This is a genomic window from Streptomyces sp. NPDC050263 (assembly GCF_040655955.1).
In the GTDB taxonomy this organism is placed as follows: Bacteria; Actinomycetota; Actinomycetes; order Streptomycetales; family Streptomycetaceae; genus Streptomyces.
The window spans coordinates 21,619-36,380 of sequence record NZ_JBFAKW010000069.1 but is presented as its reverse complement, the minus strand read 5'-3'; the positions used below and the strand labels follow the sequence as shown (position 1 = coordinate 36,380).

At 72.8% G+C, this 14,762-nt stretch carries 9 protein-coding genes; 5 read left to right on the top strand and 4 right to left on the bottom strand.

The window, feature by feature from the left end:
* The first annotated feature begins 298 nt into the window (after nt 1–298).
* Entirely contained in the window at nt 299–2,806 is a 2,508-nt protein-coding gene (gene pcrA / locus AB0J04_RS27470; protein WP_363171228.1) for a DNA helicase PcrA, read from the top strand.
* Between the two features lie 78 nt (nt 2,807–2,884).
* On the opposite strand, the gene AB0J04_RS27465 is transcribed toward pcrA, so the two are convergent.
* Together AB0J04_RS27465 and AB0J04_RS27460 are read right to left on the bottom strand one after the other, a co-directional pair.
* Nucleotides 2,885–4,429 (bottom strand): M23 family metallopeptidase, encoded by a 1,545-nt coding sequence (locus AB0J04_RS27465; RefSeq protein WP_363171227.1) that lies wholly within the window; start codon nt 4,427–4,429, stop codon nt 2,885–2,887.
* 218 nt (nt 4,430–4,647) lie between these two features.
* Nucleotides 4,648–5,637: an alpha/beta fold hydrolase gene (locus AB0J04_RS27460; protein WP_363171226.1), complete on the bottom strand. Its 990-nt coding sequence runs from the start codon at nt 5,635–5,637 to the stop codon at nt 4,648–4,650.
* 459 nt (nt 5,638–6,096) lie between these two features.
* Here AB0J04_RS27460 and AB0J04_RS27455 point away from each other — a divergent pair, with 459 nt between their 5' ends.
* On the top strand, nt 6,097–6,513 hold the full coding sequence (locus AB0J04_RS27455) for a cobalamin B12-binding domain-containing protein (RefSeq protein WP_363171225.1): 417 nt from the start codon (nt 6,097–6,099) through the stop codon (nt 6,511–6,513).
* 67 nt (nt 6,514–6,580) lie between these two features.
* Here the strand turns inward: AB0J04_RS27455 and AB0J04_RS27450 are convergent, their stop codons facing one another.
* Both AB0J04_RS27450 and AB0J04_RS27445 read right to left on the bottom strand, forming a co-directional pair.
* Nucleotides 6,581–8,191, bottom strand: a complete 1,611-nt coding sequence (locus AB0J04_RS27450; RefSeq protein ID WP_363171224.1) for a DUF5691 domain-containing protein — start codon at nt 8,189–8,191, stop codon at nt 6,581–6,583.
* Nucleotides 8,192–8,271: 80 nt separating this feature from the next.
* Entirely contained in the window at nt 8,272–9,666 is a 1,395-nt protein-coding gene (locus tag AB0J04_RS27445; protein ID WP_363171223.1) for an SWIM zinc finger family protein, read from the bottom strand.
* A gap of 167 nt (nt 9,667–9,833) precedes the next feature.
* Between AB0J04_RS27445 and AB0J04_RS27440 the strand changes: the two genes are divergently transcribed.
* From AB0J04_RS27440 to AB0J04_RS27430, 3 genes are all read left to right on the top strand, one after another.
* Complete coding sequence (locus tag AB0J04_RS27440; protein ID WP_363171222.1) at nt 9,834–10,964, top strand: AAA family ATPase; 1,131 nt, start codon at nt 9,834–9,836, stop codon at nt 10,962–10,964.
* 121 nt (nt 10,965–11,085) lie between these two features.
* Nucleotides 11,086–13,380: a DUF5682 family protein gene (locus AB0J04_RS27435; RefSeq protein WP_363171221.1), complete on the top strand. Its 2,295-nt coding sequence runs from the start codon at nt 11,086–11,088 to the stop codon at nt 13,378–13,380.
* Nucleotides 13,377–14,585, top strand: coding sequence for a VWA domain-containing protein (locus tag AB0J04_RS27430; protein ID WP_363171220.1), 1,209 nt, complete (start codon nt 13,377–13,379; stop codon nt 14,583–14,585). The genes AB0J04_RS27435 and AB0J04_RS27430 overlap by 4 nt, the downstream gene beginning before the upstream one ends.
* Nucleotides 14,586–14,762 lie beyond the last annotated feature (177 nt).

Here is a 14,762-nt window from a genome sequence, read left to right as displayed (position 1 = left end):
CTGCCGGTCGGCTGTCGGGCTCGGGCGTAATGGTTCGGGGGCGCACCGGACTCGGCGGAGGCCGTGCGGCCCGGCGAGGTTTCGCCGGCGGGGATCCGTGTGGCCTGCCGAAACGGTAGCCAACTCGTGCTGCTCCTGTGAAGGTTGATGGGTGATATGCCCGATACATTTTCGTGACCTTCGGTGATGCCCGCATGTGAGGTCACGTGTGGTGACAGCGTTGCGCCGGAGGGTGAGAGCGGCGATGTTTCCGGGGCGGCGGCGGGTTGTCAGTGGTGACCCCTAGACTCGGAGAGCGATGAGCAGCCTCTTTGACGACAGCTTCCTGGCGGACCTCCAGGGCCCCCGTGCCCACGAGGAGGAGCCCCCGCCGCCGCCCGAGGACGATCACGGACCGGAGCCGGTCCCGGACGATCTGTTCGGCGGGAAGTTCGACGTGCCCCCGGACCGCGACGCCCACTACCGAGGCGGCGCCCCCCGCCCGGTCCTGGACGCGGCCGCACTCCTGGAGGGGCTGAACGACAACCAGCGCGCCGCCGTCGCCCACGCCGGCACCCCGCTGCTCATCGTGGCCGGCGCCGGCTCCGGCAAGACGCGCGTGCTCACCCACCGCATCGCCCACCTGCTCGCCGAGCGGAACGTGCACCCGGGCCAGATCCTCGCGATCACCTTCACCAACAAGGCCGCGGGCGAGATGAAGGAGCGCGTCGAGCACCTCGTCGGCCCGCGCGCGAACGCGATGTGGGTGATGACGTTCCACAGCGCGTGCGTGCGGATCCTGCGCCGGGAGAGCAAGCGCCTCGGCTTCACGTCGTCGTTCTCGATCTACGACGCCGCCGACTCCAAGCGCCTGATGGCCCTGGTCTGCCGGGATCTGGACCTTGACCCCAAGCGCTATCCGCCCAAGTCCTTCAGCGCCAAGATCAGCAACCTGAAGAACGAGCTGATCGACGAGGAGGACTTCGCCGCCGAGGCTGCCGACGGGTTCGAGAAGACCCTCGCCCAGGCCTACGCGATGTACCAGTCCCGGCTCCGCGAGGCCAACGCGCTCGACTTCGACGACCTGATCATGACCACGGTCAACCTGCTGCGCGCCTTCCCGGACGTCGCGGAGCACTACCGCCGCCGCTTCCGGCACGTCCTGGTCGACGAGTACCAGGACACCAACCACGCCCAGTACTCCCTCGTACGCGAACTGGTCGGCACCTCCGAGCACCCCGTCGACGTGCCGCCCGCCGAGCACGACCTGCCGCCCGCCGAGCTCTGCGTCGTCGGTGACGCGGACCAGTCGATCTACGCCTTCCGGGGCGCGACGATCCGCAACATCCTCCAGTTCGAGGAGGACTACCCGAACGCGACGACGATCCTGCTGGAGCAGAACTACCGCTCCACGCAGACGATCCTGTCCGCGGCCAACGCGGTCATCGAGCGCAACGAGTCCCGCCGCCCCAAGAACCTGTGGACCAACGCGGGCGCGGGCGCGCGCATCACCGGCTACGTCGCCGACACCGAGCACGACGAGGCGCAGTTCGTAGCCGACGAGATAGACCGGCTGACGGACGCGGGCGACGCGAAGGCGGGGGACGTCGCGGTCTTCTACCGCACCAACGCCCAGTCCCGGGTCTTCGAAGAGATCTTCATCCGGGTGGGTCTGCCCTACAAGGTCGTCGGCGGCGTCCGCTTCTACGAGCGCAAGGAGGTCCGGGACGTCCTGGCCTACCTGCGCGTGCTCGCCAACCCGGAGGACTCGGTGCCGCTGCGCCGGATCCTCAACGTGCCCAAGCGCGGCATCGGCGACCGCGCGGAAGCGATGATCGACGCCCTCTCCCAGCGGGAGAAGATCAGCTTCCCGCAGGCGCTGCAGCGCGTCGACGAGGCGTACGGCATGGCCTCGCGGTCGACGAACGCCGTGAAGCGGTTCAACGCGCTGATGGACGACCTCCGCACGATCGTCGAGTCGGGCGCCGGTCCGGCGACCGTCCTGGAGGCGGTGCTCGAACGCACCGGCTACCTCGCGGAGTTGCAGGCCTCCACCGACCCGCAGGACGAGACCCGCATCGAGAACCTTCAGGAACTCGCCGCCGTGGCCCTGGAGTTCGAGCAGGAGTCCGGGGAAGCCGAGGGCGAGGGGGCCACTGCGGCGCCTGCCGGGCTCGCCGCCTTCCTGGAGCGGGTCGCGCTCGTCGCCGACTCCGACCAGATCCCCGACGAGGAGGAGGACGGCTCCGGCGTCATCACCCTGATGACCCTGCACACCGCCAAGGGCCTCGAGTTCCCGGTCGTCTTCCTCACCGGCATGGAGGACGGCGTCTTCCCGCACATGCGCGCCCTCGGCCAGGCCAAGGAGCTCGAGGAGGAGCGCCGGCTGGCCTACGTCGGCATCACGCGCGCGCGGGAGCGGCTCTACCTCACCCGGTCCGCGCTGCGCAGCGCCTGGGGGCAGCCGTCGTACAACCCGCCGTCCCGGTTCCTCGAGGAGATCCCGCCGACGCATGTGGACTGGAAGCGGACGGGAGCCACCGCGCCCGTGTCCTCCGGCCCGGTGTCCGGCGTCGCGGCGTCGCTGTCCTCGTCCCGCTCGCGCTCGTCGGCCGCGGGCGCGTCCGGTTTCGCGACGCGCCGGGGCGCTGTGGACAAGCCGGTGGTCGCGCTGACCGTCGGCGACCGCGTGACGCACGACCAGTTCGGGCTCGGCACGGTCGTCGGAGTGAAGGGCACGGGCGCGAACGCGGAGGCCACGGTCGACTTCGGCGACACCAAGCCGAAGCGGCTGCTGCTGCGGTACGCGCCGGTGGAGAAGCTGTAGCGGCAAGCTGTCGCCGCACATGACTGAGCCCCCGCTGCGACGGCGGGGGCTCTGAGCGCGAAGAGCGACTGGCCTGGCCTACGTCGGGTTGAGGCCGTGGCTGCGCAGCCACGGCAGCGGGTCGATCGCGGAGCCGCCGGCCGGCCGGACCTCGAAGTGCAGGTGCGGGCCGGTGGAGTTGCCGGAGTTGCCGGAGTACGCGATCGGGTCGCCGGCCTTGACCGTCGTACCGGAGGCGACGCGGTAGCTGGAGAGGTGGCAGTACCAGGTCTCCGTGCCGTCCTTCGCCGTCACGATCATCATGTTGCCGTAGGCGCTGTTCCACTGTGTCCGTGCGGTGCCGTCGGTCGCCGCCATCACCGTCGTGCCGTAGGAGACGGGGAAGTCGATGCCGGTGTGCTGGGACATCCAGTTGATGCCGGCCTGGCCGAAGTAGGCACTGAGGCCGTGCTGCGCGACCGGAAGGGCGTACTTGGGGCGCAGCCGCTCCTTGCGGGCCGCCTCGGCCGCCGCCTTCTTCTTCTCCGCTTCCTGCTGCGTCTTGAGGTCGATACGTTCCTGCGTCCGGCTGGCCCGGTCGGCGAAGTCGTCGGCCCCGGCGCTGAGGGTCTCGAGCTGGGCGTCCAGCTTGTTGTTGGCGGCGGACGGTTTCACCGGCTGCGCGTCCGAGGCGGACGCCGTGGTGTCCTTGCCGCCGTCGCCGCCGGTCAGCGTGCCGACGGAGGCGGCGGCGATGCCGGCGACCCCCATCACACAGGCCGAGGGCACGGCCACGGTCAGCAGCGCGGAGCGCTTCGCGGGCATCCGGCGCCGGGAACGGTTCGCGTTGCGGGTGGCCGCCCGGCCGACCGGTGCGGGGGCGGGCTCCTCCTGCTCGTCGAGGAGCGGGAGCGGAGCGCCGTCGGACGACTCGCCCTCGGCCGGGGCGAGTTCGTCGTGCCCGAGCTGTTCGAAGGTGGAGGTGGCCTGCTGGTCGAACGGGACCTCGGCCGGCTGCTCGTACTCGTCGGCGGCCCGGTCGGACTCGCCGCCGTCGGAGTTCCACTGCGTGGCGTCGTACGCGCCGGTGTCGAAGGCCTGCGTGCCCCATTCCCAGTGCTGGGTCTGGTCGGCGGGGCTGCCGGCCTGGTCGGGCTGCAGCCACGCGCTCGCGTCCCACTGCCCGCTGGCATCGGGTGCCGCCGCCTGCTGCGGGATCGCGGACAGGTGCTGGTGCTGGCCGGTGGACCAGGTCGTCACGTCGTACGCACCCGAGTCGTAGACCGCGTGGTGCTGGGCCGCGTACGTGTCGTAGTTCAGGGTCTGGTGACTGCCCGTGTCCGGGGACTGGTGGCTGTGATGGCCCTGGTGGTGACCGTCGGCGCCCCACTGCGCGCCGGTGTCGTACGTGCCGGTCACGGAGCTCGTGCCGTCGCCGGGGAGGTCGCCGAAGAGGGGGTCGGCCGCAGTGAAGTGTCCGGTGGCGTGCGTGCCGGCGTCGTAGGAGCCGGTCTCGTGGCCGGGGTACGTGGTGAAGCCGTCGTACTGGGCTTCCTGGGTGCCGTACGACGCGTAGTGCGACGCAGCGGGGTCGGAAGCCGGGGCCGGGGTGGTCATGATCCCCGACGGGTGACGGTCGTTCACCAACTTCTCTTTCGCCGACGACAGGGGCTGCCAGAGCAGTGCGGCGACTGTACCCGGCAGTACGCGGGCACGACAATCTTCTGCAGGTTTCCTGCCCGCAGGAAAGGGGCATTCGGCGGTGTTTCGGGGGACGGCGGGCGCGGGTTTGGCCGTATGTTCGAATGACGTTCGAGGTGGGAGGGGTGCGGGAGGGGCGCCGGGCGGGTCTCGGGACGACGTCAGGCCACGGTGAGGCCGTCGGACCGGGGGCCGGTGCGGGTGCCGGTGGCCGCTGTCGCGCCCGCTGTGGCCGCTCCCGTGTGCACGGAGTCGAGGGCCTGTCGGATGCCGGTCGCGACGGCCGGATGCACGGGCAGGGCGAGGTGGCCGATCCCGGTCACCCGGACGTTCTGCGCCAGCAGGTCGGGATGGTCGACGCAGGCGGTCTCCAGCGGGTCCATCAGATGATCGAGGTCGCTCCAGAAGCTGACGAAGTGCGTACGGCAGCCCGGCGCGGGCCGCGAGAGCTCCTCGATGACCTGCGAGCCGGGGCGCATCTGGCGCACGATCGGGTGCGCGTTCGCCAGCGGCGCCACCCGGGTGCCGGAGTGCGGGGTGCCCAGCGTGACCAGCGTCCGGACGCGGATGTCACCGCCCAGCCGCTGCACGTAGTAACGGGCGATGAGACCGCCCAGGCTGTGCCCGACCACATCGACCTGCGGGCTGCCGGTGCGCTCGCATATCTCCTCTATGTGCCGGCCGAGCAGCTCGGCCGCGGTCCGGATGTCGCAGGTCAGGGGGGAGTAGTTGAGCGACTCCACCCGATGCCTGCCGTGCTGGGCGAGGCTGCGGCGCAGCAGGACGAACACGGAACGGTTGTCGATGAAGCCGTGCAGCAGCACGACCGGGGGCGGGGCCTGCGTGGGCAGCTGTGCGGGCTCTTCGCCGGTCGGTCCGGGGAGTGCGGGGCGGGCCGCGCCACGGCGCTCCTGGGCGATGCCGGAGGGGTAGAGGAGGAGATGTCCCGCGAGGATCGCGAGGTCCAGGGCGGTCGCCTTGAGAAGGGTCAGGGAGAGGCCGGCCAGTCTGCCCGGCAGGCTGGGAACGTTCGGAAGGCTCGTGATGCACGTGATGTTCGGGAGGCCCGACAGGCTCGGAAGGCCCGGCATGTCCGCCAGCAGACGCCGGTACAACGGGAGAAAGGGCTGCAAAGCCCGGGTGACCTTCATTGGCCGACCTCCTGTCGGCACGCTGAGGACTTCTCTGTCCCCCGTGTGCCCTCGTGGAAGTCGCTGTCGAGGAGGTCGAGCGGGCACGACAGGGTGTGGAGCGGGTGTGGCCTGTGGTGCGGGGTGTGTACGGCTTGTGTGGCACCCGTTGCACCGATGACGCGACGAGGATCCCTGTCCGGTGTGGCGACGAGGCTCCCCGCTGTCGTGCCTTACCTGCCCTACGTGACCATCGTGCCTGCCGATGCGCCGTACCGCCACGCAGCGCGGCCTGCTGCGCGGCGGTACGGCGACCTCGCCGCGGCTCCCGATGCGGCTGCTCCCCCGTAGGCGTGGGTGAACAGCGCGCGATGAACGTGTCCCTGCGTGTGATTTCCCCCTCGGCCGGCACGGTGAAACTGCCGGTTGCGGGATGCTGGCGATAACGTTCGTTCACTCGGTCGCTTCATGGAGGCAGTGATGGGTGTGGCAGCCGGTCCGATCCGCGTGGTGGTGGCCAAGCCGGGGCTCGACGGCCACGATCGCGGCGCCAAGGTGATCGCGAGGGCGCTGCGCGACGCCGGCATGGAGGTCATCTACACCGGTCTCCACCAGACGCCCGAGCAGATCGTGGACACCGCGATCCAGGAGGACGCCGACGCGATCGGACTGTCCATCCTGTCCGGGGCCCACAACACGCTCTTCGCCGCGGTGATCGAGTTGCTGAAGGAGCGGGAGGCCGACGACATCCTGGTCTTCGGCGGCGGGATCATTCCCGAGGCCGACATCGCGCCCTTGAAGGGGAAGGGGGTCGCCGAGATCTTCACGCCCGGGGCGACCACCGCGTCGGTCGTGGAGTGGGTTCGAGCCAATGTCCAGCAGCCTGCGGGGGCCTGAGCGCCCCTTCCCGTTCCGCGCTGAAAGCACCCTTTCGCGCCCACCTCACGTCCTCGTCGCGCCCGCCTCACGGCCCCAGTTCCTCCGCCATCACCGCTCTCAGCCGCAGGGTCCTCCCCAGCCGTTGGAACGCCTCCGCCCAGTAGCCGCCCGCTCCCGGTGACGCGTCCTCCGGTTCGTCCGGTACCGCCAGGAGGGCGTCGAGGCGGGTTGCCTCCGAGGGGTCCAGGCAGCGTTCGGCCAGGCCCATCACGCCGCTGAAGCTCCAGGGGTAACTGCCCGCGTCCCGTGCGATGTTGAGCGCGTCGACCACGGACCGGCCCAGCGGTTCCGCCCACGGCACGGCGCAGACGCCGAGCAGTTGGAACGCCTCCGACAGACCGTGCGCCGCGATGAAACCGGCGACCCATTCGGCCCGGTCGGGCACCGGCAGCGTGCCCAGCAGCTTCGCCCGCTCGGCGAGCGAGACCGCGCCCGGCCCGCCCGCGTCGGGCGCCGACGGCACGCCCAGCAACGCCCGCGACCAGCCGGGGTCCCGCTGCCGCACGGCCGCCCGGCACCACGCCCCGTGCAGTTCGCCCAGCCAGTCGTCGGCCACCGGCAACGCCACGATCTGCTCCGGCGTACGGCCGCCCAGTCGCGCCGGCCAGGAGGCCAGCGGGGCCGCCTCGATCAGCTGGCCGAACCACCAGGACCGTTCGCCGCGGCCGGACGGCGCCTTGGGCGACACGCCGTCCCGTTCCATGCCCGCGTCGCACTCGTGCGGCGCCTCCACGACGAGGGTCGGCGTGTCCCCGGTGTGGTCGACGGCCACGCACGTCCCCGCCCGGACGGCCATCCGCGCGGCGAGCGCCGAGCCCGGCAGGGCCGACAGCAACTCCGCGGCCGTCGCCCGCACATTGCGGCTGCGGTCGGTCAGCGCCTGCTCCAGGAACGGCTCGTCCCGTGTCCCGAGGCCGGTGCGCAGCGAGTCGAGGAACATCAGCCGGTCCTCGGCTCGCTCCGTCGGCCAGGTGGCCATGAGCAGTGCACGGGCCGCGTCGGGGTCGCGGGAGCGGATCGACGCCAGCAGGGCGACCCGCTCGGCGAACAGGCCCTCCTGCCAGAGCGTCTCGATGCGCCGGGCCTCCGCCGGGCCCGGCAGGGCGGTGCCGCCGCCCGGCGCGCCGCGCAGGGCGAACCGCCAGTCCGGGTTCAGCCGGGCCAGCCACAGCGCGCGCGAACCCGCGAAGCGCAGTGCCGCCGGGCGCAGGTCCGTACGCGCGCGTGCCGCGTCGAGCAGCGCGGGGAGAGCCTCGGGGGGCGCGGCGAACCCGCGGGCGTTCACCGCCGCCAGCCACTGGGGCAGCAGTTCCATGAGATCCGGTGCCGTGCCTCGGCGGCCGCCCGAGCCGGTGCCGGGGCGGTCGGCCAGGAGCAGGGCGAGTCTGCGGGCCGCGGCTGCGGGCAGCGCCGGGCGGGGGTCCTCGGCAGCCGGCTCCGGGCGAGGAGCCGCCCGGCCCGGGCGCAGGCCGGCGCGTCGGCGGACGGTCTCGGCGGCCGCGGCGTCCAGCAGTGCCGTAGGCGCGTTCCGCCCGGGGGCCGTGCCCGGGGGCCTACGGCGGTCGGTGCCTAGGAGGGCCGTGGTGACCAGGTCCTCCCAGACGGGTGGCGTGGGGAGGGGCGAGGCGGCGGTCATGAGGCTCCCTTCAGGTGCTGGTGCTGGTGCTGGTGGCGCTGGTGCATGTGCTCGGGCCGACGTTTCCCGCCAGGGCGCGTTCAGCGCAGGCGTACCGCCTCTCCCGGGTCCGTCGGCCAGGCCGTCAGGGGGGTGAAGCCGCGGTGGCCGCACTCGCCGAAGACCCTGACGGGGCCGCCGCCCGACAGGGCGACCAGGCGCCACAGACCGGGGTGGGAGACAGCCGCGGGGGTGAGCGGCAGGGCCGTGTCGCCGTCGGCGTCCGCCAGTTGCCACGAGTCGCCGTCCGGGGTCGGTATGACGCCGTTCAGGGTCACGGGGACGGAGTCCTGCCAGGGGTCGTGGCGCAGGGTCTCGCCGTAGCGCGCGGTCGCCTCCGTCGTCGTCGTGCCCGGGGGCCGGGTTCCGGTGAGGGTGGGGGGCGCGAACTGCTCCCCGAGAGACGCGCGTTGCTGTCCGGTGCCGGGATGCGCGGACAGCTCGGCGTCCAGGGCGAGGCCGACGGGCAGCGAGAGCTCAGGAGCGCGGCCCGCGGCGCCGTAGGAGAGGAGGAGCGCGGTGCGGCCCGAAGCGGTGCCGTAGAGCCAGATGCGGCGGGTCGTCAGTTTCGGGTCCGGCGTGTCGTACTGGGCGAGAACCAGCCACTGATCCCGGACCGGCGGGCCCGCCGGGGACGAGGGCAGGCCCACGCGCGTACGGACCGTCGCCGCCAGGGCCTCCGGCAGCCGGTCGCGGTGCAGCCAGCCCTGGTCGAGGAGGTGCAGCAGCGCGCACTCCTCCAGCAGCCGCACCGGCCAGCCCGGACCGGACGCCGGGAGTCCCCCCAACTCCCGTACCCGCGAGGCGAGTCCGGGGGCCTGCGCGTCGACCATGCGGGCCGCCGTCTCCTCCCACAACCCGTACCCCGCCTGTTCGGCCGCGGCCAGACCGGAGCGCAGGAGGTCGGCGAGCCGCTCCTCGAGTTCCGTCGCCCCCGCGGTGATCCGCTCGGCGCGGCGCTCCGCCCGGCGGCGCACCCCCTCCGGATCGGCGGGCCCGGACGCGGAACCCGCCGGGTCCGCCGCCCGTTCCTCCTGCGTATCGCTCTCCCGCCCACCTCTGCGCCCCGCGATCCACTGCTCGGCCCAGTCCGGCGCCCGCCCCGCCGGCACCGATCCCTCGCCGTCCGACCAGAGCAGCAACAGCCCCAGCGCGTGCTTGCACGGGAACTTGCGGCTCGGACAACTGCATTGGTACGCCGGGCCGGCCGCAGTGGCCGTGGCGGCCGTGGACGGCGTGTCGGTGACATCGACGACCGTGCGGTACGGCGTGCCGCCGCTGCCCTTGCACAGACCCCACACCGCCCCCTCCCGCGAACTGCCCGTCCCGGACCACGGCCCGGCCGCGCCGAGTTTGCTCCCCGCTTTGCGTGACGCGGAGTCAGGCGCCAGTGCCAGCACCTGATCCGCGGTCCAGCGCACCCCCTGCTGAGTCATGTCGTCGAAGGTAGACCCCGCCACTGACAATCGGTCCGACGAGCATCCGGCGAGCATCCGACGAGCCGGGTCGTCAGGACGTTTTCGCAGGTCAGATCGCGTTGTCAGTGGCGTGGTGCACGGTGGACACCAGATCAGAACCGGCCGAGCCGGAGGGGGCCTCAGCCATGTCCGTGTCCGTAGATCCGACGTCCGCCGAATCGACTGGGAACGAGCCGCCGGAGGCATTGCGTCCGCACGCCGAGGCCGCTTTCGCGGGTGAACTCGCCGCGCTGGCCGCCCAGGACGACCGCCCGCGCCCGGCCCGCTGGAAACTGTCGCCGTGGGCCGTCGCCACCTACCTCCTCGGCGGCGCCCTGCCGGACGGCACGGTGATCTCGCCGAAGTACGTGGGCCCGCGCCGGATCGTCGAGGTCGCCGTCTCCACCCTCGCCACCGACCGCGCCCTGCTGCTGCTCGGCGTGCCCGGCACCGCCAAGACCTGGGTCTCCGAACACCTGGCCGCGGCCGTCAGCGGCGACTCGACGCTGCTGGTGCAGGGCACCGCGGGCACACCGGAGGAGGCGATCCGCTACGGCTGGAACTACGCGCAGCTGCTCGCGCACGGGCCGAGCCGGGACGCGCTGGTGCCCAGTCCCGTCATGCGGGCCATGGCGGACGGAATGACCGTCCGGGTCGAGGAATTGACTCGCGTTCCGGCCGACGTACAGGACACACTCATCACGATCCTGTCGGAGAAGACGCTCCCGGTACCGGAGTTGGGGCAGGAAGTACAGGCGGTCCGTGGCTTCAACCTGATTGCCACGGCCAATGACCGCGACCGCGGGGTCAACGAGCTGTCCAGCGCCCTGCGCCGCCGTTTCAACACGGTGGTGCTGCCGCTGCCGGACAGTGTCGAGGCCGAGGTCGACATCGTCGCACGGCGCGTGGGCCAGATCGGGCGCTCCCTCGATCTGCCGACCGCACCCGACGGTATCGACGAGATCCGCCGCGTGGTGACCGTCTTCCGCGAACTGCGCGACGGCGTCACCTCCGACGGCCGGACCAAAGTGAAATCACCGAGCGGCACCTTGTCGACGGCCGAAGCCATCTCCGTCGTCACGGGCGGGCTTGCCCTGTCCGCGCACTTCGGCGACGGAGTGCTGCGGCCGGGGGACGTCGCCGCGGGCGTCCTCGGCGCAGTCGTCCGCGACCCGGCCGCCGACCGGGTCGTGTGGCAGGAGTACTTGGAGGCGGTCGTGCGCGAACGCGCCGGCTGGACGGACTTTTATCGCGCCTGCAGGGAGGTGAGCGAGTGAACGTCAGCGAGGAAAGCAACGGGATCAACCAGAACCAGATGACCTGGGCGTATGCCCACGGAGCGCGGAGGGTGGCTGTGAACGACGACACGAAGTGGCCCCGCAGGCGCGGAGGGACGGGATGACGAGCGCCGACGGAGGCGGCGGCCGGGACGCGCACGCGGGCCGGCCGCTGCTCCTCGGAGTGCGTCACCACGGGCCGGGTTCGGCCCGGGCGGTGCGGGCGGCCCTGGCGGCCGCCCGCCCGCGGACCGTGCTGATCGAGGGGCCGCCCGAGGCCGACGCGCTGATCCCGCTCGCCGCCGACGACGCGATGCGACCGCCGGTCGCCCTGCTCGCCCACGCCGTCGACGAACCGGGCCGGTCGGCCTTCTGGCCCATGGCCGAGTTCTCACCCGAGTGGGTAGCCCTGCGCTGGGCCCTGGAACACGGCGTCCCCGCCCGCTTCATCGACCTCCCCGCCACCCACACGCTGGCCTGGGGGGAGCGGGAGAGAAGCGATGCCGACGAGCTGCGGGGGGATCCCCTCGCGGCGCTCGCCGAGGCCGCAGGGTACGACGACGTCGAGCGATGGTGGGAGGACGTCGTCGAGCACCGGACCTCGGGGGATCCGTTCGCGCCGTTCGCCGCGCTCGAAGAGGCCATGGGGGCGCTGCGCGAGACGTACGACGGTGCGGAGCGGGACCTCGTGCGGGAGGCCTACATGCGCCTCCAAGTGAGGCTTGCGCAACGGGAGTTCGGGGCGGCCGGGGTCGCCGTGGTGTGCGGGGCGTGGCATGTGCCCGCGCTGCGCCGGAAGGCCGCCGCCGCCGCGGACCGGGCGCTGCTCAAGGGGCTGCCCAAGGTCAAGGCCGACCTGACCTGGGTGCCGTGGACCCATCGCAGGCTGGCACGGGCCGGGGGGTACGGCGCCGGCATCGACTCGCCGGGCTGGTACGCGCATCTCTTCGGCGCCCCGGACCGGCCGCTCGAGCGCTGGCTGACGAAGGTGGCCGTCCTGCTGCGCGCCGAGGACCGGATGGTCTCTCCGGCACATGTCATCGAGGCGGTACGGCTCGCCGAGACGCTCGCCGCTGTGCGCGGCCGGCCGCTGCCCGGCCTGGGCGAGACCACCGACGCCGTGCGCGCGGTGCTGTGCGAGGGCTCGGACGTTCCGCTGGCGCTGGTGCGGGACCGGCTCGTGGTCGGGGACGTGCTGGGCGAGGTGCCGGCCGGCGCGCCCGCGGTGCCGTTGCAGCGCGACCTCGACCGGTCGCAGCGTCGGCTGCGCCTCAAACCGGAGGCGGAGGACCGGGAGCTGGCGCTCGACCTGCGCAAGGAGACCGACGCCGAACGCAGCAGACTGCTGCACCGGCTGCGGCTGCTGCACGTCGCCTGGGGCGAGCCGGCCGCATCGCCCGGCGGCACGGGGACGTTCCGGGAGAGATGGCGGCTGCGGTGGGAGCCTGAGCTGTCCGTGCGGGTCGCCGAGGCCGGGGTCTGGGGGACCACTGTGCCCGCCGCGGCCACCGCGAAGGCGGAGACGGACGCCGTCGCCGCCCGCGCCCTGGCCGAGGTGACCGCGCTCGCCGAGCGCTGCCTCCTGGCCGGGCTGCCGGACGCGCTGCCGACGGTGATGCGGGTCCTCGCCGACCGGGCGGCCCTCGACACGGATGTCGGCCACCTTGCCCAGGCCCTGCCGGCCCTGGTCCGCTCCCTGCGCTACGGAGACGTGCGCGGCACCGACACCGGCGCGCTGGCGGAGGTGGCCGCGGGCCTCGCCGAACGGATCTTCGTCGGCCTCCCGGCGGCCTGCGCCTCGCTGGACGCGGACGCGGCGGACGAGATGCGGCGCCATGTGGACGCGGTGCACGGGGCGGTGGCGATGCTCGGGGAGGGTCCGCGCATCCGCTGGCGTGCCGTGCTGCGGGTGCTGTCCGGGCGGGACAGCGTGCCGGGCGTCGTCCGGGGGCGGGCCGTGCGCCTCCTCCTGGACGAAGGGGAGCTGGCCCCGGACGAGGCGGCACGGCTGATGGGGCTCGCCCTGTCGCCGGGCACGCCGCCGGGCGACGCGGCCGCCTGGATCGAGGGCTTCGTCGGCGGAGGCTCCGGGGGCGGACTGCTCCTCGTGCACGACGAACGGCTGCTCGCTCTGGTCGACGGATGGCTCACGGCGGTCCCGGCGGAGGCGTTCACCGACGTCCTGCCGCTGCTGCGGCGAACGTTCTCGGCCTACGAGCCGGGAGCGCGCAGAACGCTCGGCGAGCTGATCCGGCGGGGGGAGAGGACGAGCGCGGTGGAGACCGGGACGCCGGGCTTCGCACCCGGGCTCGACGCGGGGCGCGCGGACGCCGTCCTGCCGGTGGTGCGGCTGCTGCTCGGACTGGACAGGGACAGGGACAGGGACAGGGACAGGGAGACGGTGGTCGGCGGATGACGGGAACCGAGATCGAGACCGCGACCGTGACTGAGACCGCGACCGAGATGGGGCGGGAGCGACTGCGGCGCTGGCGGCTCGTGCTCGGGGGTGGCGGCGACGGCGACGCGGCGGACGGGACCGGCCACGGGCTCTCCGGGCGGGACGCCGCGATGGACCGGGCGCTCAGCGCGCTCTACGGGTCACGGGACGGCGCGCGGACCGGTCGAGAGCGTTCGGCGGGGCTCGGGGCGTCGGCGCCGTCCGTGGCCCGCTGGCTCGGGGACATCCGGACGTACTTCCCCTCCTCCGTGGTGCAGGTCATGCAGCGCGACGCCATCGACCGGCTCGGGCTGTCCGCGCTGCTGCTCGAGCCCGAGATGCTCGAGGCGGTGGAGGCCGACGTGCACCTCGTCGGCACGCTGCTCTCCCTCAACAAGGCGATGCCGGAGACGACGAAGGAGACGGCGCGGGCCGTCGTGCGCAAGGTCGTCGAGGGCCTGGAGAAGAGGCTCGCCACCCGCACCCGGGCCGCGCTGACCGGGGCGCTGGACCGCGGCGCGCGCGTCAGCCGGCCGCGCCACCGTGACATCGACTGGAACCGCACGATCGCCGCCAACCTCAAGCACTACCAGCCCGAGTACGGGACGGTCGTGCCGGAGCGGCTCGTCGGGTACGGGCGGGCCTCGCAGTCGATGAAGAAGGAGGTGATCCTCTGCATCGACCAGTCGGGCTCGATGGCGGCCTCGGTCGTCTACGCGTCGGTGTTCGGGGCGGTGCTGGCGTCGATGCGGTCGATCGGCACCCGGCTCGTCGTCTTCGACACGGCGGTCGCCGACCTCACCGAACTGCTCGAGGACCCGGTGGACGTCTTGTTCGGCACCCAGCTCGGCGGCGGCACGGACATCAACCGGGCGCTCGCCTACTGCCAGGCGCAGATCACCCGGCCGGCGGACACGGTCGTGGTGCTGATCAGCGACCTCTACGAGGGAGGCATCCGCCACGAGATGCTCAAGCGGGTCGCGGCGATGAAGGCGTCGGGCGTGCAGTTCGTCGCGCTGCTCGCCCTGTCGGACGAAGGCGCGCCCGCCTACGACCGGGAGCACGCGGCCGCGCTCGCCGAGCTGGGGGTCCCGGCGTTCGCCTGCACCCCCGAACTGTTCCCGGAGGTCATGGCGGCGGCGATCGAGAAACGGGGGCTCACGGGGGTGATCCCGACCCCGTGAGGACCCTCTCGATCGGCACGGGGTGCCAGTGATCGCGGCATCATGTGACAGGTATCACCGCTCAGGTGTGACCCTCGATTTAGGGGCCCCCTTAAAGCAGCGATAACCTGCGAGACGGACATGCCGCGCGCTCGGACACCGTGTGCGCCACCCTTGTGACAGCGGACGTCACGTTGC